Origin of the sequence: Chryseobacterium tagetis (assembly GCF_016735585.2) — a bacterium.
GTDB lineage: Bacteria > Bacteroidota > Bacteroidia > Flavobacteriales > Weeksellaceae > Chryseobacterium > Chryseobacterium tagetis.
In genome coordinates this window covers 108,073-133,642 of record NZ_JAERSE020000002.1, presented here as the reverse complement: position 1 = coordinate 133,642, position 25,570 = coordinate 108,073, and the positions used below count along the sequence as shown (strand labels likewise).

General features: G+C 34.6%; 21 protein-coding genes, 1 pseudogene and 1 riboswitch. Of the genes and pseudogenes, 19 read left to right on the top strand and 3 right to left on the bottom strand.

The window, feature by feature from the left end:
- Window positions 1–20: 20 nt before the first annotated feature.
- The 8 genes and pseudogenes from JI747_RS05890 (at window position 21) to JI747_RS05855 (ending at window position 7,290) form a co-directional block, all read left to right on the top strand.
- Entirely contained in the window at window positions 21–1,004 is a 984-nt protein-coding gene (locus JI747_RS05890) for a stage II sporulation protein M (RefSeq protein WP_225686967.1), read from the top strand.
- Window positions 991–1,950 carry a DUF4013 domain-containing protein gene (locus JI747_RS05885; RefSeq protein WP_225686965.1) on the top strand — a complete coding sequence of 320 codons (960 nt, stop codon included), beginning with the start codon at window positions 991–993 and terminating at the stop codon, window positions 1,948–1,950. The genes JI747_RS05890 and JI747_RS05885 overlap by 14 nt, the downstream gene beginning before the upstream one ends.
- A 25-nt stretch (window positions 1,951–1,975) precedes the next feature.
- Entirely contained in the window at window positions 1,976–2,737 is a 762-nt protein-coding gene (locus tag JI747_RS05880) for a DUF4129 domain-containing protein (protein ID WP_225686963.1), read from the top strand.
- A gap of 14 nt (window positions 2,738–2,751) precedes the next feature.
- A complete protein-coding gene (locus tag JI747_RS05875) occupies window positions 2,752–3,915 on the top strand; it encodes a hypothetical protein (RefSeq protein ID WP_225686961.1) in 1,164 nt (387 codons plus the stop codon).
- 99 nt (window positions 3,916–4,014) lie between these two features.
- Window positions 4,015–5,046 carry an AAA family ATPase gene (locus JI747_RS05870; protein WP_225686960.1) on the top strand — a complete coding sequence of 344 codons (1,032 nt, stop codon included), beginning with the start codon at window positions 4,015–4,017 and terminating at the stop codon, window positions 5,044–5,046.
- 58 nt (window positions 5,047–5,104) lie between these two features.
- A pseudogene (locus JI747_RS05865) lies at window positions 5,105–5,454 on the top strand (four helix bundle protein).
- A gap of 63 nt (window positions 5,455–5,517) precedes the next feature.
- The gene (locus JI747_RS05860) at window positions 5,518–6,840 is read left to right on the top strand and encodes a DUF58 domain-containing protein (RefSeq protein ID WP_225686959.1); all 1,323 of its coding nucleotides are present in this window, start codon (window positions 5,518–5,520) and stop codon (window positions 6,838–6,840) included.
- Between the two features lie 24 nt (window positions 6,841–6,864).
- A complete protein-coding gene (locus tag JI747_RS05855) occupies window positions 6,865–7,290 on the top strand; it encodes an OsmC family protein (RefSeq protein WP_225686958.1) in 426 nt (141 codons plus the stop codon).
- A gap of 79 nt (window positions 7,291–7,369) precedes the next feature.
- Here JI747_RS05855 and JI747_RS05850 read toward each other — a convergent pair whose 3' ends face one another.
- A complete protein-coding gene (locus JI747_RS05850; RefSeq protein ID WP_225686957.1) occupies window positions 7,370–9,982 on the bottom strand; it encodes an MGH1-like glycoside hydrolase domain-containing protein in 2,613 nt (870 codons plus the stop codon).
- A 187-nt stretch (window positions 9,983–10,169) separates the two neighbouring features.
- Window positions 10,170–10,278: riboswitch (SAM riboswitch) on the top strand.
- A 62-nt stretch (window positions 10,279–10,340) separates the two neighbouring features.
- On the opposite strand from JI747_RS05850, the gene JI747_RS05845 reads away from it, so the two are divergent.
- The 8 genes from JI747_RS05845 to metF all read left to right on the top strand — a co-directional run bounded on the left by JI747_RS05845 (window position 10,341) and on the right by metF (window position 20,494).
- Entirely contained in the window at window positions 10,341–11,285 is a 945-nt protein-coding gene (locus JI747_RS05845) for an alpha/beta fold hydrolase (protein ID WP_225686956.1), read from the top strand.
- Window positions 11,282–12,820, top strand: coding sequence for an ACT domain-containing protein (locus JI747_RS05840; protein WP_225686955.1), 1,539 nt, complete (start codon window positions 11,282–11,284; stop codon window positions 12,818–12,820). Before JI747_RS05845 ends, JI747_RS05840 begins: the two co-directional genes overlap by 4 nt.
- A 112-nt stretch (window positions 12,821–12,932) precedes the next feature.
- Complete coding sequence (locus tag JI747_RS05835) at window positions 12,933–14,093, top strand: O-succinylhomoserine sulfhydrylase (RefSeq protein WP_225686954.1); 1,161 nt, start codon at window positions 12,933–12,935, stop codon at window positions 14,091–14,093.
- A gap of 70 nt (window positions 14,094–14,163) precedes the next feature.
- The gene (locus JI747_RS05830) at window positions 14,164–15,174 is read left to right on the top strand and encodes a homocysteine S-methyltransferase family protein (protein WP_225686952.1); all 1,011 of its coding nucleotides are present in this window, start codon (window positions 14,164–14,166) and stop codon (window positions 15,172–15,174) included.
- A gap of 82 nt (window positions 15,175–15,256) precedes the next feature.
- Window positions 15,257–16,348 carry a fatty acid desaturase family protein gene (locus JI747_RS05825; protein ID WP_225686950.1) on the top strand — a complete coding sequence of 364 codons (1,092 nt, stop codon included), beginning with the start codon at window positions 15,257–15,259 and terminating at the stop codon, window positions 16,346–16,348.
- Between the two features lie 4 nt (window positions 16,349–16,352).
- Window positions 16,353–19,019 carry a methionine synthase gene (metH, locus tag JI747_RS05820; RefSeq protein WP_225686949.1) on the top strand — a complete coding sequence of 889 codons (2,667 nt, stop codon included), beginning with the start codon at window positions 16,353–16,355 and terminating at the stop codon, window positions 19,017–19,019.
- A gap of 2 nt (window positions 19,020–19,021) precedes the next feature.
- Window positions 19,022–19,501: a hypothetical protein gene (locus tag JI747_RS05815; RefSeq protein ID WP_225686948.1), complete on the top strand. Its 480-nt coding sequence runs from the start codon at window positions 19,022–19,024 to the stop codon at window positions 19,499–19,501.
- A 33-nt stretch (window positions 19,502–19,534) separates the two neighbouring features.
- Window positions 19,535–20,494, top strand: a complete 960-nt coding sequence (gene metF / locus JI747_RS05810) for a methylenetetrahydrofolate reductase [NAD(P)H] (protein ID WP_225686947.1) — start codon at window positions 19,535–19,537, stop codon at window positions 20,492–20,494.
- 36 nt (window positions 20,495–20,530) lie between these two features.
- On the opposite strand, the gene JI747_RS05805 is transcribed toward metF, so the two are convergent.
- Both JI747_RS05805 and JI747_RS05800 read right to left on the bottom strand, forming a co-directional pair.
- Window positions 20,531–21,220: a hypothetical protein gene (locus tag JI747_RS05805; protein ID WP_225686946.1), complete on the bottom strand. Its 690-nt coding sequence runs from the start codon at window positions 21,218–21,220 to the stop codon at window positions 20,531–20,533.
- 210 nt (window positions 21,221–21,430) lie between these two features.
- Window positions 21,431–22,585: a hypothetical protein gene (locus tag JI747_RS05800; protein ID WP_225686945.1), complete on the bottom strand. Its 1,155-nt coding sequence runs from the start codon at window positions 22,583–22,585 to the stop codon at window positions 21,431–21,433.
- Window positions 22,586–22,683: 98 nt separating this feature from the next.
- Here JI747_RS05800 and folE point away from each other — a divergent pair, with 98 nt between their 5' ends.
- The 3 genes from folE to cysS all read left to right on the top strand — a co-directional run bounded on the left by folE (window position 22,684) and on the right by cysS (window position 25,413).
- Entirely contained in the window at window positions 22,684–23,352 is a 669-nt protein-coding gene (gene folE / locus JI747_RS05795; protein WP_225686944.1) for a GTP cyclohydrolase I FolE, read from the top strand.
- Between the two features lie 11 nt (window positions 23,353–23,363).
- A complete protein-coding gene (locus JI747_RS05790) occupies window positions 23,364–23,795 on the top strand; it encodes a DinB family protein (protein WP_225686943.1) in 432 nt (143 codons plus the stop codon).
- A gap of 151 nt (window positions 23,796–23,946) precedes the next feature.
- Complete coding sequence (cysS, locus tag JI747_RS05785; RefSeq protein ID WP_225686942.1) at window positions 23,947–25,413, top strand: cysteine--tRNA ligase; 1,467 nt, start codon at window positions 23,947–23,949, stop codon at window positions 25,411–25,413.
- The last annotated feature ends 157 nt before the right edge of the window (window positions 25,414–25,570 follow it).

Here is a 25,570-nt window from a genome sequence, read left to right as displayed (position 1 = left end):
ATTATTTTAGCCTTACAATTATGAGAGAAGTTTATTTCATTAAACAAAATAAAGAAAAATGGTTGGGAATTGAGCAGGTTATTCAGGGGAAAATTAAAAAAAATCCTGACGACCTTTCTTCGCTGTACATTAATCTCATCAATGATCTTTCTTTTGCACAGACTTACTATCCCAAAAGTAATACTACGGTTTACTTAAATCATCTCTCTTCTCAGATTTATCAGAAAATTTATAAAACGAAAAGAGTAGAAGAAAATCGTATTACTTATTTCTTTAAAACCGAAGTCCCCCTTCTGGTATTTCAATACAGGAGGTATCTTTTGTACGCTTTTCTCTTTTTTATTCTTTTTACTGCAATGGGAGTGGTTTCGGCCATGTATGATAAAGACTTTGCCAATATTATTCTTGGAGAAGATTATGTGAACATGACGATCGAAAATATAAAGAAAGGAAATGCAGTAGGAGTTTATCAGAGTGGTTCTACTTGGGGAAGTACGATTGGGATTATTTTCAATAATATCGGTGTAGGAGCAAAACTTTACCTGTATGGAATTTTTGGTGGAGTAGGAACTTTGTTTGCTTTATTGTCAAACAGCATCATGCTCGGTTCTTTTCAGTATTTCTTTTCGGAATACGGAGCTTTGCAGGACAGTGCGAGAGGAATCTGGCTTCACGGCGTCTTTGAAATTTTTTCAATGGTTGTAGAAGCTATGTGCGGATTGATTTTAGGAGCTTCTATTTTGTTTCCGAAAACACTTTCCAGATTCAATTCATGTAAAATAGGATTTAGAGATTCATTTAAAATATTCCTGAGCACAGTGCCTTTTACGATATGTGCCGGAATTATTGAAGGCTATGTAACGAGACATGCTTTGAGTATGCCCTGGATTTTAAATATCATTATTATTTTCGGATCACTGGCAATCATAGGAGGATACTATTTTGTGTACCCGCATATTGTAAATAAAAAAATTAATAAACACACAGATGATGCAGTTTTATAAAAAAAGAGACTTCGGAACATTTATAAGTGACAGTTTTTCTTTCTTTAAGCTTTATGGTAAAAATTATTTCAAGAATTATATTTTACTAAACGGTCTCCTTCTTATTTTGATGGTCGTCGTTTTTATTTTTGGTTTTAAAGAACTTTTTGGACAGATTTTAGGATCAAATATCAGCGGACAGAGTTATTACTTCGAAAATTATTTTCAGAATAATTTTGGGATGTTTTTTGCGACCGGAATCATTACGTTTATATTGTTTATGATTCTGATGATCGTCAATTATCTTTATCCGGTCTTTTACTTAAAAAGATTGGCAGCAGGTGAAAACAAAATCAAAACAGATGATATTCTGGGGGATTTTAAAAGAAATTTCAAAAAAATAATCATCTTATGTTTAGGGATGACATTTATTGTTACCCCTTTGTCAATGATCGTTATGGGGATTTCCTATGTATTGGTTTTTCTTGTGATCGGTATTTTTATCATGTGTTTGGTAGGACCTACGCTTTTTAATGTGGTTACATTTTTAATGTATGACTATTTCAGCTCAACGAGAGGTTTCTTTGAAAGTTTGAGTTATTCGATAAGAGCTCAGTTTTCTTATCCGAATGCGAGAGAAGGTTCTCCTTACTGGAAATATTGGGGAAGTACCATTATTATTTCACTTATCTTGTATATCATTTCGATGATCTTTACGGCCATTCCGATGGTTATATTTTTCGCTACGTTATCCACTACAGCTCCGGATGGAAGTTTTGAACAGAATCCTCTTGGTGGAGGATTTGGAGTACTATTTTTTATCCTTTATGGAGTATCATTACTGGTTTCGTTTTTTACCTCAAATATGCTATATGTAAACGCTGGTTTGATGTATTATGACAGCAGAACAGATCTTCATCAGAAAGTAGAATTGGCAGAAATTGATACGATCGGAATAAATGAATAAAATCATTCTTTTTTTTCTTTTTATAATGAGTGGGCTTTCTTTTGCACAGGAAGGCGAACCTTCTAGTACTATTGAAACAGTAGTGGTAGATTCTTTAAGTGAAGAACATTATAAAGGAATGAACCGTGCAGATTCCTTATTGCTGAAAAAACCGGTGACAGAGAATACGGTATATCCAAAGAAAATTAAAGAAAATATACAGTCGAGATATAAGGGAAGTGAATTTGACTATTCCGTATCAAAACCCAGAGAATCTTTTTGGGAAAAGCTTCAGAAGAAAATCATCAGATTAATAGAAAGTATTTTTGGGAAAACAAGCTTAAGCAGTTCTGCAAAATTTACAGATGTTTTAATCCGTTTATTTGCCATTGTTTTGGTAGGTTTTCTATTATATTTCATTATTAAATATCTATTGGGAAAAGACGGCAGCTTTATTTTCGGCAGAAAAAACAAGAAGCTGGATATTGCTGAGAAAGAACTTCACGAAAATATTCATGAGATCAATTTTCCGGAAAGTATTGCTCAGTTTGAAAACAACGGAGAATACCGTTCAGCTATTCGATATCAGTTTCTATATATTCTAAAAAAACTGAGCGATAAAAAAATCATTGTCTGGAATCCTGAAAAAACCAATAAAGACTATGTAGCCGAATTAAAAGAACAGCATCTGAAAAGTGAATTTTCAAAACTGTCTTATATATTCGATTATGTGTGGTATGGTGAATTCGGGATCGATAAAGAAGACTATGCCAGATTCAAACAACAATATCAAGCTTTTAAATTGTAATTAATTTTAGGAAAATGAACAAGACTTTCAAAATATATGCTTTGGTATTCATCATTATTATGGTGATATTGGCATTGCTTGAAGTAAACAAAAAAGAAGTTACAGATTGGCGCAAGAATTTTGATGTGGAAGAAAAGTCTCCTTTCGGATTATTTGTTTTCAACCATGAAAGCAAAGACCTCTTCAATGGAAAACTGAAAAAAGTTGATGTTTCGGCTTATGAGTTTTACAATCAGAATAAAAATAAACCGGCTCACAATATTCTCGTCATTGAAAGCGAAATCGACATGGAATCCTGGAAAAAAATAATGGATCAGGTTTCCAAAGGTTCCGATGCAATGATTATTGTAAGCCAGCTTCCGCAAACTGTTTCAGACAGTATCGGTTATTATGATTCCCAGATTTCTTTTGAAGAGCAGAATTATTTAAAGCTTACCGATAAAAAATACCAGGGAGATTTTATTCACTTAGATAAATTCCCTTCGGGAAGAGGTTTCTCCTATGTGAGACCCGGAGTTGAGATACTGGGAAAAACGGCAGAAAAAAATAATAAGGATCAAGCAAATTTTATCAAGGCAAAATTTGGAAAAGGGACTTTTTATGTACATTGTGAGCCTTTATTCCTGACGAATTATTATTTGCTGAAAAAAGGAAATGTAAAATATTTTCAGGATGTATTTTCTTACCTTCAGGATAGAGATACACTTTGGTTTGTAGAAAGTAATACCAAAGAATCGAGGTTCTTTATGAGATTTATCCTGTCAAATCCGGCACTCAAATATGCTTGGTGGGTGTTTTTAGGAGGTTTGGTATTATTTATTTTCTTCAATGCCAAAAGAAAACAGAGAGTAGTCCCAATAATAGAACCCTTAAAAAATACTTCCGCAGAATTTGTAAAAAGCATTGGGAATTTATACCTTCAAGAAGGAGATTTCCATGATATGATGGCAAAAAAAGCCCAGTATTTTTTAAATAAAATAAGACTTGATCTTTTAATAGATACTCAGAATCTGGATGAGGATTTTGCCAAAAAGCTTCATTTAAAAACAGGAAAACCATTAGAAATGATTATTGAGGCAATTACGCTGATCAAGAAAGGACAAAATCCTTATTCCAATGTAATGAAAGAAGATCTTGTAAGGATGAATAAACTGTTGGATGAAATAATTAAAATATAACAAATCTTGTAATCTATAATAATGTAATTGTTATTCCGAGCAACTCAAAGAATCTTATAATTAAACAGTTATATTATTGAGATTGAAAAACATAATAGTATGGATAATTTTGAAAGCCCAAATTTAGACAATCAGACCTCTGTAGATATCGAAAAAAAAGAAGGGGATTTTCAGTCGCGTTTAGACATGATCGAACTTCGTGCAAGTTTAGAGAAAGTAAAAACTGAAATCGCTAAAGTAATCGTTGGTCAGGAAGATATGATCGAACATCTTTTGGCGGCATTGCTGTCGAACGGTCATGTTCTTATAGAAGGAGTTCCGGGAGTCGCAAAAACGATTACGGCAAAATTACTGGCAAAAACGATCGATGTAGATTTCAGCAGAATTCAGTTTACTCCCGATCTGATGCCTTCAGATATTTTGGGAACCTCTGTTTTCAGTGTGAAAAATTCAGAATTTGAATTTAAAAAAGGACCTATCTTTTCCAACTTTGTTCTGATTGATGAGATCAACAGATCACCGGCTAAAACACAGTCGGCTCTTTTTGAAGTAATGGAAGAAAGACAGATCACAATGGATGGAACCCGTTATATAATGGATGAACCGTTCTTAGTTGTGGCTACTCAAAACCCGATCGAACATGAAGGGACTTATAGACTTCCCGAAGCGCAGCTTGACCGTTTTCTTTTCAAGATCAATGTAAAATATCCGAATCTTGAGCAGGAAATAGCCATCATTAAAAACCAGCACGAAAGTAAAAAAGAAGATAAAACAGAAGTTGTAGAACGCGTCATTACAGCTCAGCAGCTTAAAAACTATCAGCATTTGATAAAAGAGATCATTGTAGAATCTCAGTTGATAGAATATATCGCTAAAATCATTATCAATACCAGAGAAAACCAGTTTTTGTATTTAGGAGCTTCTCCAAGAGCAAGTTTAGCATTACTGACGGCTTCAAAAGCTTTTGCTGCATTAAGAGGAAGAGATTTCGTAACTCCGGAAGACATCAAAGAAGCAAGTTATGCAGTATTAAGACACAGAGTAATCGTATCGCCGGAAAGAGAAATGGAAGGATTGACTGCCGATGAAATTATCAGACAGATTTTAGAAGGAATAGAGATTCCTAGATAGGTAACAGGTAAAAGGTAGCAGATTATAGTTTAATGAATCATCTTTAATGGGTTAAGGAATGGCTAATTTTAAAGAGCTTTTAGTTTGGCAAAAATCTATTGATTTTGTAACTGAAATTTATAAAATCACAGAAACGTTTCCTAAGGACGAAACATTTGGATTAAAATCTCAAATAAGAAGAGCAGCGGTTTCAATTCCGTCAAATATTGCTGAAGGAAATTCTAGAAGAAGTAAACCGGATTATCTTCAGTTTTTAAAAATTTCAAGAGGAAGCTGTGCGGAGTTGAAACTCAATTAATTATTTCAAGAAATCTTCATTTTTTAAATGAAACAAACTATTTAAAACTAAACGAAGATATAATTGAAATTTCAAAAATGCTAAACGGATTAATTAATTCTTTAAAATAACCAAAAGCTTTAACCGTCACAAACCTGCAACCTAAAATCTAAAACCTGCAACCTTAAAAAGAAATGAAGAATTTATACATCAATACACGCTTTTTTTTCACACTCATCGGAGTGGGGATGATCTATGTTTTTGCATTTTTCTTTCCTTTTCTGATGATCGTTGCGCATGCTTTGTTGTTGGTTGTTTTTCTGGCGGTAATGATAGATTATCTCTTTGTTTTTAATAAAAAAGAAGGCGTTCAGTCACAGAGAATATTGCCCGAGAAATTGTCAAACGGTGATGAAAATCCTGTGAAAATTGATATTAAAAACAACTACAGATTTAAAATTCATGTAAAAGTGATCGATGAGATTCCTTTTCAGTTTCAGAAAAGAGATTTCATAATCGAAAAAAATATTGAAGCAGGCAGAAATTCATTTTTTGAATACATTTTAGAACCTAAAGAACGAGGTGAATACAGCTTTGGAGCCTTAAATATTTTTGTTTCTTCCCCTTTAGGACTGGTTGCCAAAAGATTTACCTTTCAGAAAGATGCGATGCTTCCTTCTTATCCGTCGTTTATTCATTTAAGAAAATATGAATTGATGGCGCTTCAAAACGAGTTTTTACTGGGAGGAATCAAAAAAATACGAAAACTGGGACATACCATGGAATTTGAGCAGATCAAAGAATATGTTCCCGGAGATGATGTAAGAACCATCAACTGGAAAGCAACTTCCAAAGCCAATCGATTGATGGTAAATCAGTTTCAGGATGAAAAAGCTCAACGTATTTTTATGCTGATTGATAAAGGAAGAACAATGAAAATGCCGTTCAACGGATTAAGTCTTCTTGATTATTCGATCAATGCAACAATGGCTTTATCTCATATCATTCTGAAAAAAGGAGACAGGGCAGGAATGATGACTTTCTCTAAAAAAACAGAAAACAGAGTAGCTGCAGATAATAAATCAGGACAGCTCAAGAAAATTTCCGAAGCTTTATACAACGTTAAAACAGATTTTTTTGAAAGTGATTTCAACAGGCTGTATCAGGATGTAAAATTTTCGCTCAACCAAAGAAGTTTAGTCTTACTGTTTACCAATTTTGAAACATTAGATGGACTAAATAGGCAGTTAAAATATCTTCGCGGAATTGCCAAAAACCATTTGCTGGTTGTCGTGTTCTTTAAAAACTCAGAGATACAGACATTAATGCATAAAAATCCTGAAAATATGCAGGAGATCTATGATGAAATTGTTGCTGAAAAATTTGAGTTTGAGAAAAAACTGATCATTCAGGAACTCAGAAAATATGGTATTTATTCAGTATATACACTTCCTGAAAACTTAAATATCGATGTGATCAATAAGTATCTTGAGATAAAAGCCAGAGGAATTTTATAATTTTGCAAAAAGCGAAAAGGAATAATGAAAATAACACTTAACAGACTCAACGACGATTTTTTATTTGAATGTACCAACTCACAAGGGAATTCAATTTTACTGGATAATACTTCTCAGCCGGGAGCAAAAGGAGTTTCTCCAATGGAAAGTGTTTTAATGGCGGTTGCAGGATGCAGCGGAATTGATGTAGTTTCTATCCTGAAAAAACAAAGACAGGAAATTACAGGTTTTAAAGCTGAGGTAGAAGGAGAGCGTATTCCTGTTGAAGACGCAAAACCATTCAAAGCGATTAAGGTGAAATTTCTATTGGAAGGAAATGTTGATCCTAAAAAAGCACTGAAGGCAGCACAATTATCTTTTGAAAAATACTGTTCTGTTTCTAAAACATTAGAACCTAATGTAGAAATAGGGTACGAAGTTTTTGTAAACGGAGAACAGGTTACTAATTAGAATTAAAATACTATTACTAGTATTTTAGGGTATTAGAATTTGAACATTGTGTTCAGTTCTAATACCCTAATTTTTTTATTTACATTAATCTCGGTTTCATCAGTTTCGCAACCGTTGCTGTCCATCCTGTCTGATGTGATGCACCGACTCCGCGACCATTGTCACCGTGGAAATATTCAAAGAAGGTGATATAATCTCTAAAGTTTTCGTCATAATTAAACTTAGGATTTCCTCCATTGAACGGACGCTGTCCGTGTTCATCCTTTAAAAAGATAGAGCATAATCTGTTGCTTATATTCTGAGCAACTTCATCAAGATTTCGTTTATCGCCACTTCCGGTCGGGAATTCTACTTTCAGACTGTTTCCGTAATAATAATGGAAACGCTGTAAACTTTCTACGATCAGGAAATTGATAGGAAACCAAATCGGACCTCTCCAGTTGCTGTTTCCTCCAAACATTCTACTGTCACTTTCAGCCGGAGTATAATACACTACATTTTCAGTTCCATGCACCGAAAATACAAACGGATTTTCTTCATATACTTTCGACATGGCACGAATTCCGTATGTGCTCAAAAATTCCTTTTCGTCAAGCATTCTTGTCAAAACCTTTGTTAATCTATTCTTACGGAGAATACTCATGAGGTGTTTTCTTCCGTGTCCTTCTTCATCCCAGTGGGAAACAAGTTTGGTAAGCTCCGGCTTATTTTTTAGAATCCATTCCATTCTTGCGGTGAAGTTGGGCATATTTTCTAATAACTTATGATCAACAATCTCTACGGCAAACATCGGAATCAGCCCTACAATACTTCTTAATTTTAAAGACACACTGTCGCCGTTTCCAAGCTGCAAAACATCATAGAAAAATCCGTCCTCTTCATTCCAGAGACCTTTTGTTCCTTCACCCAGATTTTCCATTGCTTCTGCGATATAAAGATAATGCTCAAAGAATTTGATAGCCATATCCTCATACACCTGATAATATTGAGCTAGCTCCATGGCAATTCGCATCATATTTAATGCGTACATTGCCATCCAGCTTGTTCCGTCGGCTTGTTCAAGATGTTGACCATCTTTTAATTCCATATTCCGGTCAAATGCACCGATGTTGTCGAGTCCCAGGAAACCTCCTCCGAAAATATTTTTACCGTTTTTATCTTTTCGGTTCACCCACCATGTGAAATTCAAAAGAAGTTTCTGGAAAACTTTCTCTAAAAATAAAAGATCCGGTTTGCCGTTTTGCTTTTCATCAATTTTAAAAACACGGAAACATGACCATGCATGTACAGGCGGATTCACATCACTTAAATTCCATTCATAAGCAGGAAGCTGCCCGTTCGGATGCATATACCATTCCTTCGTCAGCAAAAGAAGCTGTCCTTTCGCAAACTCACCATCAATAATGGAAAAAGGAACACAGTGAAATGCCAAATCCCAAGTCGCATACCACGGATATTCCCATTTATCAGGCATGGAAATGATGTCTTTGTTATGCATATGATTCCATTCCGTATTTCGGACATAATTGTTGAAATCTCTTGGAGCATCAAAATTAGGATCGCCTTTCAGCCATTTTCCGACATTGTAATGATAGAACTGTTTATTCCAAAGTAGACCTGCAAAAGCCTGTCTTTGCACATTTTTTTCATCATCATCTACAACATCACTCTGAATTTCGTTATAAAATTCATTGGCTTCATCCAATCTTTGGGCAAATATCTGGTCAAACTGATCAAACGGCTCATCCAGACTATTGGGTGACAGCCTGAAATCAAAAGTTTTAGAAGTTCCTCCTTCGATAGTTTCATCAATCAGGAATGAAGCTTTTGTCCCTGTTTTTTCAGGATTTACAGTATTGCTTCCGTAGACGATATGATCATTAATTCCGTCCTTGAAATAAGTATTTCCAGGGTAAGGAGCTCCATATAATTTCGGATTGTTGGTTTCATTTTCACAAAAAACGCTTTGGGCATTATTGTTTCGTGAATAAAACTTTTTAATGGAAATGCTGTCATGATTGATATCGATAGTTCCGTCATTTCCTGCATTGAACTGACCTTTATAGGTATTGTATCCCCATTTCCAGTTATTTCTAAACCAAATTGCAGGCGCAATCACGATAGGCGCATTGATTTCACTTCTGTTACAAACAGTGATTCTTACTAAAATATCATTATGATCTGCTTTGGCATATTCAATGAAGATGTCAAAGTATTCATCATTGTCGAAAATTCCGGTATCAATGATCTCATATTCCGATTCCTTTTTGCTTCTCTTGGCGTTTTCAGAACGAATTTTATCATAAGGAAAGGCATTGATAGGATATTTATACACCATCTTCATATAGCTGTGTGTAGGTGTATTATCCAGGTAATAAAAAATTTCTTTGATGTCTTCCCCGTGATTTCCTTCAGGATTGCTCAGACCGAAGAGACGTTCCTTTACGATTTTATCTTTCTTGTTCCAGAAAGAAAGGGCAAAACAGAAAAGCTGTTTTACATCGGAGATTCCGGCAATTCCTTCCTCTCCCCAACGGTAGGCGTAGCTTTCTGCAGCATCATGACTGGCGAAATTCCATGCATCCCCGTTAGAACTGTAATCTTCACGCACATTTCCCCACTGTCGGTTGCTTACATAGGGACCCCAGTTTTTCCAGTTGGGATCTCGTAGTCTTTGTTTTTCAGCACTCATAGTTCAGCATTTTTCAATACGAAGGTAGTTTTTTTGAGAAAAAATTCCAACATTCTGAATCTGAATAAAATTTAATATTCACAGATAGGCCTTTATTGAATAGGGTTTCTGAGCTTTAAAATAATTTATTTTAATATATAAAAGAAATGTTATACCTTTGCACCATTCGATCATTCAAATATTGAAAATGTTATCAAGAAAGGTTGAGGGATTAGACCCTGTGAAACCTTAGCAACCCTTTGCGAAAGCAAAGAAGGTGCTACGTTCTACCAGATTTATTTTTGGACAGATAACTTACTGAAGTTCTTTTCAGCCATTTCCTGTGGCATTTTCAATTGTATTAAAATATATAATAGAATTGAAAACAGAACTAAACTATATTGATTTTACGTATCAGACAGATTCTTTAAAAGAATACAATATCCCGTTGAGCTATCAGTTTTTCGGGAAAGACCTGTTTTCAGCACCGATCATTTTAGTAAACCATGCCTTAACCGGAAACTCCAATGTTGCAGGGGAAAACGGATGGTGGAAACAACTGATTGGGGAAGATCAGGTCATAGATACGAATATATACACGGTTCTGTGTTTCAATATTCCTGGAAACGGTTACGATGATTTTTTTATTGATGAATACGAAGATTTCACGCCTTCAGATATTGCCAATATCTTTTTAAAAGGTCTTGAAATTTTAAATATTAAAAGTGTACACGCCATTATTGGAGGCTCTTTAGGAGGAGGAATCGGCTGGGAAATGTTAGTGAAAAATCCACATTTAGCCGAAATCTTTATTCCTGTTGCCTGCGATTTCAAAACTCATGACTGGCTTCACGCACAATGTCTGGTTCAGAAATTCTTATTAGATCAGAACGATGAACCTTTACAGAAAGCCAGAATCCATGCGATGCTCTGTTACAGAACACCAGAATCTTTAAATAACAGATTTCAAAACAAATATAATCAGGAAAAACAGCGATTGGAGTCGGAAGATTGGCTCATTTATCATGGAAATTCATTAAACGAAAGATTTAGTTTGAAGTCTTATAAGCTAATGAACCATTTACTGATGAATATCAATGCAGATGAACAAAAACTGGAAAAAATCGAAGCACGAATGCACCTGATCTCAGTAGATACAGACTTGTTTTTTCCGGCATCCGAGATTCGAATGTGCTTTGAAAAGCTGAAAACGAAAAAGGAAAATGTTTTCTATCACGAGATAGAATCAATTCATGGGCACGACGCCTTTTTAATGGAGTACAAACAACTAAATAATATAATAAAACCTATTCTGAAAATATGACAACATCAGATATTATAAACATCTATCGAAACAAAGCATTGGTAAATTTTGAGGGAAAAGATTTCCTCGGACAGATTGGAGTGGATTCCAGAATTTTTAAAGTACTGAATGATACCGGAATCAGTGTAGGAGTAATTTCTCAGCAAGCCATTGAGAACGGGATTTCTGTTTTGGTAGACGAAAATGATGCGGAAGATGCAGTACGTGTTCTTTCTGAAGAATTTAAAAATGAAAAAACAAAAGGAGCGGTAAGTAATATCTACAGTATCAATAATGTAGCAGTGATCGGCTTTGTATCTGAAAATTACAATAAAATCCTTTCCGAGCTTCAGAGAAATAAAATTTTCCCGTTACTGTTAAACCAAATAGCATCTGCAGGAAGAGTAAATATAGTGGTAACAGATAATCAGACTGAGATTACAAAAAATATTATAGAAACTGAGATCTATGGAAAACCAAAAGTGGTTCATTTAGCTTTAATAGGACACGGAAATGTAGGCGGAACTTTGGTAGAGCAGATTTTAGATTCTTCACACGATATTTTGACGAGAAAAAGATTACAGTTGAAAATCGTTGCGATTGCGAATTCTAAAAAAATGGCTTTAAATAAAGGCGGTTTTGGAAGTGACTGGAGACAGAAAGTGAATTATTCTCAAACAGTATCTAGTGTAGAAGGATTGATCAGCTATGCAAAAGAACATCATCTGGAAAATCTGGTAATGGTAGATAATACGGCCAGTAAAGACTTTGTAAAGCATTACGATGTATTTGTAGAGAATGGTTTTGATATTGTTTCATCAAATAAAATCTATAATACACTTCCGATAGCGAGCTACAGAAGTTTAAGAAAATCGTTAGAGAAAAATAAAAAACAGTATCTATACGAAACCAATGTGGGAGCAGGTTTGCCATTGATTGACACGATAAAATTATTACACCTTTCAGGAGAGAATATTACAAGAATTAAAGGTGTTTTCTCAGGAACATTGAGCTATGTTTTCAATAATTTTTCTTTAAGAAACGATAAATTTTCAACCATCATCAATGAGGCATTAGAAAAAGGATATACAGAACCAGATCCTAGAGAAGATTTATCCGGAAATGATGTAGCAAGAAAATTATTGATCTTGGCGAGAGAATTAGATTTAATTAATGAATTTGAAGATATCAACATTCAGAATTTAGTTCCGGAAACTTTGTTATCCGTTTCAAAATCGGAATTCCTTTCAAGACTGGAAGAACTGGATGAAGAATATCAGAAAATTAAAGAGAATCAGAAACCGGGACATGTGTTAAGATACGTTGGAGATTTACACGGAGACCTGCAAAAAGAAAAAGGTGAACTCGATGTAAAATTGGTTTCTGTTCCTGCAACATCAGCTTTAGGACAGCTGAAAGGTTCAGATTCTATTTTCGAAATTTATACCGAAAGCTATGGAGAGAATCCAATCGTAATCATGGGAGCCGGAGCCGGAGCAAAAGTTACGGCAAGAGGAGTTTTCGGAGATATTTTAAGACTAAGTGAAACAAAATAATTAATATAACAATTTAATAATGTAGAAGTTGAGTAGTATTGATTATTATTGTCATTCTGAAAATCTCATAGTGATATTACCAAACAGATACATTACTACATATTAAAACTCTATGGAAAATTTTGAAACCTTCGCGATAAGAACCCAGACTGAAAGAACTCAGTTTGATGAGCATTCAACCCCTTTATACCTTACATCCAGTTTTATTTTTCAGGATGCAGAAGATATGAGAGCGAGTTTTGCAGAAGAAAAACCAAAGAATTTGTACAGTCGATTTTCAAATCCGAATGTAACGGAATTCACTGATAAAATCGCCAAAATGGAAGGCGCAGAAGCAGGATATGCTTTTGCGACGGGAATGGCAGCCATTTATTCAACTTTTGCTACTTTGTTAAATGCTGGAGATCATATCGTAAGTTGTCAATCGGTTTTTGGCTCGACGCACACGTTATTCACAAAATATTTCCCAAAATGGAATATTGAAACCACCTATTTCAAAGCGGAAGATGCGGAGAACGTAGAAAAATATATTCAGCCGAATACGAAAATTCTATACCTGGAAACCCCGACCAATCCTGCGATTGAAGTTTTAGATTTAGAATTTTTCGGACAAATCGCAAAGAAACACAATCTGATTTTCATTGTGGATAACTGTTTCGCAACACCTTATTTACAACAACCCATAAAATATGGAGCAGATATTGTGGTACATTCCGCAACAAAATTAATTGACGGTCAAGGTCGTGTTTTAGGTGGAGTAGCAGTTGGAAGAGAAGATCTGATTCGTGAAATTTATCTTTTTGCAAGAAATACAGGTCCTGCAATGTCACCTTTTAACGCTTGGGTTTTATCAAAAAGTTTAGAAACTTTGGCAATCCGTGTTGAAAAACACTGTGAAAATGCTTTAAAGGTTGCTGAGTTTTTAGAAAGTCACCCAAATGTAGAATTGGTGAAATATCCTTTCTTGCCATCACATCCAAGTTATGAAGTGGCGAAAAAGCAAATGAAACTAGGTGGAAATATTGTAGCATTTGAAATCAAAGGCGGAATTGAAGGCGGAAGAAACTTTTTAGATAACATTAAAATGTGTTCCCTTTCTGCAAATCTTGGTGATACAAGAACGATTGTTACGCATCCGGCTTCTACAACGCACTCCAAATTATCAGATGAAGAAAGAAATGAAGTGGGAATTACGGCAGGTTTGGTTCGTTGTTCCGTAGGTCTGGAAAATGTGGATGATATCATTGCAGATTTAAAACAGGCATTGGATTAATTCAATAGAAACGGGCTTTAGCCCGTTTAAAAATAACGAAATATAAAATGGGCTTTAGCCCAAACATACAATGAAAAATTCAGAACAACTATATAAAGCTTTATCCGAAAGAATTTTAGTTCTCGACGGGGCAATGGGAACCATGCTTCAGCGATATAAATTCGAAGAAGAAGATTATCGTGGCGAGCGTTTTAAAGACTGGGAACATCCGGTGAAAGGAAACAATGATTTGTTGTCATTAACGCAGCCCCAAGCAATTGAAGAAGTCCACAGGAAATACTTGGAAGCTGGAGCAGATATTTTGGAAACCAATACGTTTTCCGGAACAACGATTGCGATGGCAGATTACCACATGGAAGAATTAGTGTATGAATTAAACTATGAATCTGCAAAAATTGCAAGAAAAGTATGTGACGAATTCACCGCTCAAAATCCTGATAAACCAAGATTTGTAGCAGGATCTATCGGACCTACAAACAGAACGGCAAGCTTAAGTCCTGATGTAAACGATCCGGGTTATAGAGCCATTACATTTGAAGAATTGAGAGTCGCTTACAAACAACAATGTGAGGCTTTATTAGACGGAGGTTCAGATATTTTATTGGTAGAGACAATCTTCGATACATTAAATGCAAAAGCAGCATTATTTGCTATTGATGAACTTCAGGACGAAAGAGGAATCAAAATTCCAATCATGGTTTCCGGAACCATTACCGATGCTTCAGGAAGGACGTTGAGCGGACAAACTGCAGAAGCATTTTTAATCTCGGTTTCTCATTTGAATTTATTAAGTGTCGGTTTCAATTGCGCTTTGGGAGCAAACCAATTGACACCGTATTTGGAGACTTTAGCTCACAATTCAGAATTTGCTGTTTCGGCTTATCCGAATGCAGGTTTACCAAATGCTTTCGGGAAATATGATGAAACTCCGGAAGATATGGCAAGTCAGATTAAAGAATATGTGGAAAAAGGATTAATCAACATTATTGGAGGTTGCTGCGGAACAACACCGGAGCATATCAAAGCAATTGGTGATTTGGTTTCACAATATCCACCAAGAAAATTGAAGGAATTTGTCTGATTTAATAGATTTTTTTTATTGAATCGATAATAAAAGAAACGGTTTTTAATATTATATTTAAATATCACACAAATTTAATAATATGGAAAAGCCGATTTACTTAAAAGATTCAGAGGATGCAAAACTGTTTAATGAACTAAGAAAAAAAGTGAACCAGCGCGTAGAAGCCATTCCCGAAAACAGGGATCTTTATATTCAGATCAAAGCCATTATTTTGCCTTTGATCTATTTCGGGTTATATGGGTTTGCTCTTTTTAATGCTGATAAGCCGTGGATTTATGTTTCGAGTTTTGTGTTGATGGGAATTTCCTTGGTGTTGATTTATTTAAATCTGATTCACGAAGCTGCCCACAACAATATTTACAAAAGCAAAAGATTAAACAATCTGGTGTTGCAGATTTTCGATTTTGTGGGAGCTAATTCCTACATCTGGAAAAAAAGACACATTGCAGCACATCACGCTTATCCGAATGTTGATGGTTGGGATACCGACATCGAGCAAAGCGGACTTTTATTAATCGTTCCGTGGATTAAAGCGAAAGGTGTTCAGAAATATCAGCATTTCTTTTTCTTTTTGGTGTATCCTTTATATCTGTTCAATTGGATGTTTATCAGAGATTTTAGAGACTTTTTCGATAAGGAAAGAGTGATTCTGAAAACACAGGGAGCCATTCCGACAAAAGAAAAAATTAAAATGGTTGCTTATAAACTGTTTTACTTTTTCTATCAGATTGCTGTTCCGATTTTATTTTTTAAAGTATCCATCGGTTTGGCGTTGGGAGCTTGGTTTTTACAGGTCATTGCAGCAAGTATTTTTGCACTTTTTGTGTTGTTGCCATTACATCCGCTTCCAGATAATGCTTTTCCGAAACTGGATGAAAAAAACGGACTGCCATTCAGTTGGCTTCATCATCAGTTTGAAGTCACGAATGATTTAAAAGAAAATAACTGGTTTGTGCGAAATGTGTTGGGAAATTTCAACTTTCATGTTGCCCATCATCTTTTCCCGAATTACAGCTATTTATATTATAATGAAATTACAGAAGAAATCGAAGAATTTGCCAGAGAGCATAATTTGGCTTACAAACGGTTTCCGATTTTCACCGCTTTAGGCAAACATGTGGATTTGCTGAAGCAAAATGCGAATAACGCATACTATATTTTAGAAGAATAAGTTGATGAAATATTTAAGATTATCAGGGCTTGAGCCTTTGATTATTACACCGGAAACTAATTTTATCAACGTTGGTGAAAGAACCAATGTTGCCGGATCTAAAAAGTTTTTACGATTAATTAAAGAAGAGAAATTTTCTGAAGCCTTAGATATCGCAAGAGATCAGGTAGATGGAGGTGCTCAGATTCTTGATGTCAATTTTGATGACGGATTGATCGATGGAAAAGCTTCTATGATTAAATTTTTAAATTTAATTGCCTCCGAACCTGATATTTCAAGAATTCCTTTGATGATCGACTCGTCAAAATGGGAAATTTTAGAAGCCGGATTACAGGTTGCACAGGGAAAATGTGTTGTCAATTCCATCAGTTTAAAAGGTGGTGAAGAAGAATTTATCAAACAGGCAAAAGCGGTTAAAAGATACGGTGCGGCAGTTATTGTAATGGCGTTCGATGAGGTTGGACAAGCCGATACATACGAAAGACGTCTCGAAATCTGCGAAAGAAGTTATAAAATACTTACTGAAGTTGTTCGTTTTCCTGCCGAAGATATTATTTTCGATTTAAATATTTTCCCTGTAGCAACGGGAATGGATGAACACCGCAGAAACGCAATCGATTTCATTGAAGCAACGAGATGGGTTCGTCAGAATCTTCCTTATGCTTCTGTGAGTGGAGGAGTTTCTAATGTTTCTTTCTCGTTCCGTGGAAATGATACGGTGAGAGAAGCTATGCACTCGGTTTTCTTATATCATGCTATTCAGGCTGGAATGAACATGGGAATTGTAAATCCGGCTTTACTTGAAGTTTATGATGAAATTAATAAAGAACTTTTAGAACTTGTTGAAGACGTAATTCTTGATAAAAGAGAAGATGCTACAGAGCGTCTTTTAGATTATTCAGAACGCAATAAAGCGGTTAAAAAAGAAAAAGTTGAAGAGCTGGAATGGCGTACACACTCTTTGCAGGAGAGAATTACCCATTCTCTGGTGAAGGGAATCGACCGTTTTATTGAAGAAGATGTAGAAGAAGCGAGATTACAATCTGAAAAACCCCTTCATGTTATCGAGGTCAATTTGATGACCGGAATGGGCGTTGTCGGAGATTTGTTCGGAAGTGGGAAAATGTTCCTTCCGCAGGTTGTAAAATCGGCTCGTGTAATGAAAAAAGCAGTGGCCTATTTACAGCCATTTATTGAAGCTGAAAAAGATCAGACACAGAAAGCCAACGGAAAAATTTTGATGGCAACCGTAAAAGGTGATGTTCACGATATCGGCAAAAATATTGTGAGTGTGGTTTTGGGGTGTAATAACTACGAAATTGTCGATTTGGGAGTCATGGTTCCTGCTGAAAAAATTATTCAGGCAGCAATTGATCATCAGGTTGATGTAATTGGTTTGAGTGGTTTGATCACGCCAAGTTTGGACGAAATGGTCTATATCGCTTCAGAATTGGAAAGACAGAATTTAGATTTTCCTTTATTAATAGGAGGTGCAACCACTTCAAAAGCGCATACCGCTGTGAAAATCGATTTAAAATATAAAAATGCAGTCGTTCACGTCAATGATGCTTCCCGAGCCGTAAATGTGGTAAGTTCGTTGTTGGGAGACAGAAATAAAGAATATGTTTCAGATTTAAAAAGTGACTATTCGGAGTTCAGAGAAAAATTCCTGAACAGACAGGTAGATAAAGACTATGTTTCGATTGAAGATGCCCGAAAAGATAAATTTAAAATCGATTGGGAAAATGAAGAAATTTTCACCCCAAATCAATTAGGAATTCAGATTTTTGAAAATCAGGACTTAAGAGAATTATTGCCTTTTATCGACTGGTCACCATTTTTCAGAAGCTGGGATCTTCATGGGAAATATCCGAATATTCTGGAAGATGAGGTGGTAGGAGTTCAGGCAAAAGAACTCTTTAAAGATGCTCAGGTTATTTTAAAGAGAATTTTAGACGAAAAATTATTAACGGCAAAAGCTATTTTCGGAATCTTCAAAGCTAATTCTAATGAAACCGATGATATTCTGATCTTCGATGAGAATAATGAACAGAAAGTAAAATTCTTAACCTTAAGACAACAAGCTCAGCGTTCAAAAGGAAAAGATTATTTGGCTCTAAGTGATTTTATTGCTCCTCAAAGTTCAGGAAAAACCGATTATATGGGTGCTTTTTGTGTAACCACAGGTTTCGGAACCGATGAATTGGCAGAAGAATATGAAAAAGCAAATGATGATTACAATGCGATCATGGTAAAGGCTTTGGCGGACCGTTTTGCAGAAGCTTATGCTGAATTTTTACATAAAAAAGTAAGAACTGAATATTGGGGTTATGCGAATCAAGAAAATTTAAGCAACGAAGAATTAATTGCTGAAAAATATAAAGGAATTCGTCCCGCTCCGGGTTATCCGGCTTGTCCTGATCATTTGGAAAAACACGCAATCTGGGATCTGTTGAAAGTGGAAGAGGAAATCGGAGTTTACCTGACAGAAAGTTTAGCGATGTTTCCAACTGCGGCGGTTTCCGGATATTATTTTGGAAGCCCGCATGCGAGGTATTTCGGGTTGGGGAAAATTGCAGAAGACCAGTTAAAAGATTATGCAGAAAGAAAAGGGATTTCTTTGCAAGAGGCGAAGAAATGGCTCTCACCTAACTTAGCAGACGGAATTTAATTATGAAAAAACTAATCATCATTTTATTTTTAATCATGAACATTTTTGCATACACACAGAAATGTAATTATCTGGCTGCTGTAAATGCTGAAAATCTAAAGCAAGTAGGCAAGTTTAAATTATTGATTAAAAACAGTGATGATAAATCTTTCAAAATTCCCAAAGAGATTAATTTCTGCAATATGAGAGTAACAGAATTAGAATTATACAATGAAAAAACTCAGTCTTTTGAAGCTTTTTCGTTGGCGAAAAAAGATATTGACTGCTTTACTTATAAGGATAAATCTATATCTCTTAAACCAGGTCAAACCTATATTTATGATGTAAATATTAAATCTGATTTTGAAGTCTTGCAAAGCAGCAAATTCTTTGAAGCCTTTAATGATAAAAAATACAGATTTAAAATTTCATTTTCTCTTGATTCCTATGATGAATGCGGAGATTCCAATACTCTGGTCACGGACTGGATTTATAAAAACTAAAAAACATATAAAAAATAGATTAATAATATTTAAATGAAAATTACCGACCATATAAAAAATGCCAATGGCAAAACACTTTTTTCTCTAGAAGTGGTTCCTCCACAAAAAGGAATAGGGATTGAGGATTTATATACCAATATTGATCCTTTGATGGAATTTAACCCTCCATTTATTGATGTGACGACTTCCAGAGAAGAATATATTTACATTGACAAAGGAAATGGTTTGATGGAACGCCGTCTCACAAGAATGCGTCCCGGAACACTGGGAATTTGTGCAGCGATTCAACATAAATATAATGTAGATACAGTTCCACACTTGCTTTGCGGAGGTTTTACAAAGGAAGAAACAGAATATCTTTTAGTTGACTGTATGTACCTTGGAATTGATAATGTAATGGCTTTGCGTGGTGATGCAATGAAAGGACATCAGTATTTTGAGCCAACAAACGGAGGTCATGCAAGTGCAATGGATTTGGTAAATCAGATTAATGATTTAGGAAGAGGGAAATATCTTCACAATCAGGATGAGGTATGTGATGAACATAATAAATTCTGCATCGGAGTTGCCGGTTATCCTGAAAAACATATGGAAGCACCTTCTATGAACTATGATCTGAAATGGCTGAAACAAAAAGTGGATGCAGGAGCAGATTATATTGTTACCCAAATGTTTTTTGACAATAAAAAATATATCGAGTTTGTAACAAAAGCTCGTGAAATGGGAATTACTGTACCAATTATTCCAGGCATTAAACCGATCGCAACGAAAAAACATTTAAAAGTGTTACCTCAAATCTTCAAAATCGATTTACCTGAAGAATTAATTAATGAAGTGGAAAAAGCAAAGAATAATGAAGCGGTAAAACAAATCGGAATTGAGTGGGCGATTAATCAATGTAGAGAATTGCTGGATTTCGGAGTTCCTGTTCTGCATTTTTATTCAATGGGAAAAAGTGATAATATTAAGAAAGTAGCGGGGGAGTTGTTTTAAAATAAAAAGCCTTGTAATTTTACAAGGCTTATATTTTTAGTTTTGATTTAAAAAATTAACCAATTTTTTAAGATCTTCTTCTTTATCAAATTTTATTTTATTTTCTTTGAAAAATGTAGTTAAAACATCCTTTTTATCAGGAATTTGTTCGATGATTTCTTTCTGATTTTTAGGTTTTTTGATGAATCCTTTTTCTGTTCTGATATAAAAAAGAGGATCAAAACTATGAAAATTTGCAGGTTTGTCCATTGCATAAGAATTTGGTGCAGGAACGAAATCATTAAATTTCATTTTCAATTTTTTATAAAGAGAATATTTACCATTTACAATTTCAAAAAAATAGCCACTTAATTCATCTCCATTATTAAGTTTTACTAATGTTTCCCCAGTATTAATGAATTCAATTTTCTTAAATGGACTATCTGGTGGTAGAGCATATGTTTTATCATCTTTTATAAATTCTACTTCATCTAAATAAATATTATATCTTGCTGGTGCTGTTTCTACGTTTTCAGGGATTACAAATTTAGCTAATGAAAAATTTTTCTCATAATATGGTGTCCCTTGTATCTCATCATAAGATAAATTTCTTTTTGCATTATTTGATGGTACTTGGTACATTGATCTCTCTGCAAATAGCCCCCCATTGTAAGAAAATGCATTGGCTTGTTGTGCTGAAAGTGTGACGTATAGTATACTGAAGATTACTGTAATTTTCTTTTTCATAATAATTATAAATTTTCTATAATATTCAAAATTACGAAAATATATGTGATTAATTTCTAGGTATTAATAATGATTAGTTAAATACCTCATTTTTTATATATTTCTCATTTTTTGAACCGTAAATAAAAAATTATTAGGATAATTTATAAATAGAAAATGACAGAAAAAAGTAATTGGCATAGATGCTGAATTCATGAGGTTTATTTTTAATTATAATTCAGGATGTCTCTCAAATTCCTTATCCCTATCAAATAGATAACGATAGGTTGCCAATTTTCTTGTCACCGTTGTATCCAGATTCTCAGCAATCTTTATCATCTTAGGATTAAAATCACCAATCCATTGCATTTCTGTAACCTTAAAATCAGTATGTTTTCTCAAATGCTGAGTTCCTTCCCAGATCATATATCCTTCAATACCTTTTTTTTGCCATTCGGGGATGATTCCAAAAACGATTCCTATCATTTTTTCATTTTTCTTAAACTTTTTCACCCAAAGAAATTTAAGCTTTTCCCAAATTCCGAATTTTCCGTTTAAATATTTAATCCATTGGTTGGTGTCCGGAAGATTCATCCACATCGCAATTGGCTTTTCCTTTTCATATACAAACCAGGAAATATGCTCGTTAATGATAGGTTTCATGGTATTGAACATTTTCAATGTCTTTGTTTCATCCAAACATTTTCCTTCACCATGTGCTGCCCAAGCTTTATTGTAAATCTCAGTAAAATCTTTGGCAAATTTTCCTAGATTAGTTTTTGTCATTGGCCTTGCTGAGATATCAGGATTTTTGCTGTGTTTCGAGTGCATTACAGTGAAAACTCTCGATACTTCTGCAAAAATGGGTCTGGAAAAACAAAGCTGTTCAAAATAGATGTTGAAGCCATAATTTTCAAAAAGCTCTTTGTAATAAGGGAAGTTATAATTCATCCCAAACAGAGGTTCAACATATCCTTCAATGACAAGTCCCCAGAACTTATCACGTTCACCGAAGTTTATCGGTCCATCCATAGCTTCCATTCCTCTCTGTTGAAGCCATTTTTTGCAATGGTCAAAGATAAAATTTGCAGTTTCCTGATCATTAATGCAATCAAAAAATCCAAATCCGCCGGTGGGTTGTTTCTGTTCATAAGTGTCATTAATGAAAACTGCAACTTTGCCTATCGTCTCATTATGTTTATTTTTAAAGAGAAACCTTACACATTCTCCTTTTTTAAAGAATTTATTTTTCTCAGGATTAAAAACATCTTCAATATCGATATTTCGAGGTCTGATATAATTTTGATCATGCTGATAAAGTCTTGCCGGAAATTCTAAAAATTCCTTTTTTTGAGTTTCGTTTTGTACTTCTTGAACAATAATCATAGCTTATAATGAAAGTGTGGGTTAAAAGATAATTTTTTCAGTCGGATTCAAATAAATGGAACCGATTTTATCCGTATTTTTGTGCAAATTAAATAAAAATGGTTGATTTTACTGATAACGACGATGATATTTTCACTGGAAAAGAACATACGCCTATAAGGAAAGATGCTTTTGATAAATCGCCAGAAGAGAAAGTAGAGAAAATTACAAAACTTTTTGGGGAAATCATGGAAACATTAGGGATGGATATGACCGATGATTCATTGAAAGACTCTCCGAAACGTGTGGCAAAGATGTATGTAAATGAAATTTTTGGAGGCCTTCTTCCGGAAAATAAACCGGGAATTTCTACATTTTCAAACAAATATAAATACCGCCAGATGTTGGTGGAAAAAGACATTACCGTATATTCATTCTGTGAACATCACTTTTTGCCGATCATCGGAAGAGCGCACGTTGCTTATATTTCGAACGGAGAAGTGATCGGCCTTTCAAAAATCAACAGAATAGTTGATTATTATGCAAAAAGACCACAGGTTCAGGAAAGACTGACCATGCAGATTGTGGATGCTTTAAAAGAAGCGTTGGGAACAAAAGATGTCGCTTGTATCATCGATGCAAAGCATCTTTGCGTAAATTGTAGAGGAATTAAAGATACGGCAAGTTCTACGATAACAGCAGAATTGAGTGGGATTTTCAGAACCAATCCTATTACAAGGCAGGAATTCTTACATTATGTAGGAAGTCATGCTAAATTGGATTATTAATTAAGGTAATTATGGACTATAAGATTCTTAAAAATATTGTCAACGAAGAGCTGCAAAGGTTCGGAAATATTTCAGAAGAACAATGGTCTGCTAAAATTTCTCCTGAAAAATGGTCAAAAAAAGAAATTTTAGGCCATCTTTGTGATAGTGCTTTATCAAATATCAGAAGATTTGTAATTACTCAGTATAAAGAAAATGAGAATATTGTCTATGATCAGAATTTTTGGGTGAAAGCGCAGAATTATCAGAATGTTCCAACTTCGGATATTATTAATCTTTGGAAATTTTTAAATCTGCAGATTGTAAACGTTGTTGAAAATATTTCTGATGAGGATCTGCAAAGAACCTGTGATATGACGAAGACAGAAACTAAAATATTCACATTGGAATATATCATTAATGATTATATTGAGCACTTACAACATCATTTAAAAGCAATTTAATAATGATAAAATTTAAAAAAGTTTCAGATAAGATTTTTGTAACAACCATTATTTGTTGTTGCTGTAAATGCTGCTGTTAAAAGACGAAACCCTTTTACTCATTAAACTTTAAACTAAATTTATAAATCATTACATCTTTTAATTTAAATCAATGCAACTAAAAATATACAACTCGCTTGCAGGCGAAAAAGAAATATTTAAACCCATTTTAGAAGGAAATGTTGGAATGTATGTTTGTGGACCTACCGTTTACAGCAATGTGCATTTGGGAAATGTAAGAACTTTCCTTTCCTTCGACTTTATTTACAGAAGCTTAATGCATCTTGGGTATAAAGTAAGATACGTAAGAAATATCACAGATGCAGGTCACCTTACCGATGATGGCGATGTAAATAACGATAGATTCGTTAAACAAACCCGTCTTGAAAAGCTGGAACCTATGGAAATCGTACAAAAATACACAGTAGATTTTCATAAAGTATTGGATATTTTCAATTTATTGCCTCCGAATATCGAGCCGACAGCAACTGGTCACATCGTTGAGCAAATTGAATTGACTCAAAAATTAATTGAAAGAGGATTCGCTTATGAAAGCAACGGTTCTGTATATTTTGATGTGTTGGAATACAACAGAAGAGGCTTAAACTACGGTGAACTTTCAAAAAGAAATATTGAAGAGCTTTTCGCGAATACCCGTGACTTAGACGGACAGGGTGAAAAGAAAAATCCACAGGATTTCGCCCTTTGGAAAAAAGCTTCTCCGGCGCACATTATGAGATGGAATTCGCCTTGGGGAGAAGGTTTCCCGGGATGGCATCTTGAATGTACAGCAATGAGCACTAAATATCTGGGAGAGACTTTCGATATTCACGGAGGAGGAATGGATCTGAAATTCCCTCACCACGAATGTGAAATCGCTCAGGGAAAAGCTTGCAATGATACCGCTCCGGTAAATTACTGGATGCATGCAAATATGTTGACAATGAATGCTCAGCGTATGAGTAAATCAACAGGGAATTATATTTTGCCTATGCAATTGGTAACGGGTGAAAATGATTTCTTTGAAAAACCTTTCCATCCGGCGATTGTACGTTTTTGTTTTCTACAGGCTCATTACAGAAGTGTTTTGGATATTTCTAATGATGCGATGCTGGCAAGTGAAAAAGGTTTCGTTAGATTAATGGAAGCTATTAAAGTATTAAACTCAATTGTCCCTAATGACGAAAAACAATCAGGCTTCAGTTTTGAAGAATGGAAAAATAAAGCTTATGATGCTTTAACAGATGATTTCAACTCTCCTGTTCTGATTGCTCACTTATTTGAAGCAGTAAAATATATTTTTGCTTTAAATGATGCTAAAGAAACCATCTCAACTAAGGATTTAGAGGAATTAAAATCTACTTTAAATGCCCTTGTTTTTGATGTCTTAGGATTGCAGGCTATTGAAGAAAATAACAATGAAAAGCTGGATCAGACATTACAGGTGTTAATTGAACTGAGAAATCAGGCAAGAAAATCCAAAAACTTCGAACTTTCAGATCAAATTCGTGATAAACTTCTTGCAGAGGGTATCGAACTGAAAGACGGAAGAGACGGAACAACTTACGTTTTGAATTAGAATTAGAGTTTAACTTTAAATATATCTCTCGCAGATTTTACAGATTACGCAGATTTTTAGACATAATCATCTGCTAAATCCGCAAAATCTGCGAGAGTTTTTTATGTATTACTGCCATTCTGAATAATCTCTTAGTTTGTCATTCTGTAGGAATCTA

Excerpts from the sequence above, each read along its gene's own strand:
- JI747_RS05850 (WP_225686957.1), bottom strand. The coding sequence starts at position 9,982 with ATGAGTGCTGAAAAACAAAGACTACGAGATCCCAACTGGAAAAACTGG.
- cysS (WP_225686942.1), top strand. The coding sequence starts at position 23,947 with ATGCAACTAAAAATATACAACTCGCTTGCAGGCGAAAAAGAAATATTT.
- JI747_RS05855 (WP_225686958.1), top strand. The coding sequence starts at position 6,865 with ATGAAAATAACACTTAACAGACTCAACGACGATTTTTTATTTGAATGT.
- JI747_RS05815 (WP_225686948.1), top strand. The coding sequence starts at position 19,022 with ATGAAAAAACTAATCATCATTTTATTTTTAATCATGAACATTTTTGCA.
- JI747_RS05790 (WP_225686943.1), top strand. The coding sequence starts at position 23,364 with ATGGACTATAAGATTCTTAAAAATATTGTCAACGAAGAGCTGCAAAGG.
- JI747_RS05835 (WP_225686954.1), top strand. The coding sequence starts at position 12,933 with ATGGAAAATTTTGAAACCTTCGCGATAAGAACCCAGACTGAAAGAACT.
- metF (WP_225686947.1), top strand. The coding sequence starts at position 19,535 with ATGAAAATTACCGACCATATAAAAAATGCCAATGGCAAAACACTTTTT.
- folE (WP_225686944.1), top strand. The coding sequence starts at position 22,684 with ATGGTTGATTTTACTGATAACGACGATGATATTTTCACTGGAAAAGAA.
- JI747_RS05830 (WP_225686952.1), top strand. The coding sequence starts at position 14,164 with ATGAAAAATTCAGAACAACTATATAAAGCTTTATCCGAAAGAATTTTA.
- metH (WP_225686949.1), top strand. The coding sequence starts at position 16,353 with ATGAAATATTTAAGATTATCAGGGCTTGAGCCTTTGATTATTACACCG.
- JI747_RS05800 (WP_225686945.1), bottom strand. The coding sequence starts at position 22,585 with ATGATTATTGTTCAAGAAGTACAAAACGAAACTCAAAAAAAGGAATTT.
- JI747_RS05890 (WP_225686967.1), top strand. The coding sequence starts at position 21 with ATGAGAGAAGTTTATTTCATTAAACAAAATAAAGAAAAATGGTTGGGA.
- JI747_RS05885 (WP_225686965.1), top strand. The coding sequence starts at position 991 with ATGCAGTTTTATAAAAAAAGAGACTTCGGAACATTTATAAGTGACAGT.
- JI747_RS05825 (WP_225686950.1), top strand. The coding sequence starts at position 15,257 with ATGGAAAAGCCGATTTACTTAAAAGATTCAGAGGATGCAAAACTGTTT.
- JI747_RS05840 (WP_225686955.1), top strand. The coding sequence starts at position 11,282 with ATGACAACATCAGATATTATAAACATCTATCGAAACAAAGCATTGGTA.
- JI747_RS05880 (WP_225686963.1), top strand. The coding sequence starts at position 1,976 with ATGAGTGGGCTTTCTTTTGCACAGGAAGGCGAACCTTCTAGTACTATT.
- JI747_RS05805 (WP_225686946.1), bottom strand. The coding sequence starts at position 21,220 with ATGAAAAAGAAAATTACAGTAATCTTCAGTATACTATACGTCACACTT.
- JI747_RS05870 (WP_225686960.1), top strand. The coding sequence starts at position 4,015 with ATGGATAATTTTGAAAGCCCAAATTTAGACAATCAGACCTCTGTAGAT.
- JI747_RS05875 (WP_225686961.1), top strand. The coding sequence starts at position 2,752 with ATGAACAAGACTTTCAAAATATATGCTTTGGTATTCATCATTATTATG.
- JI747_RS05860 (WP_225686959.1), top strand. The coding sequence starts at position 5,518 with ATGAAGAATTTATACATCAATACACGCTTTTTTTTCACACTCATCGGA.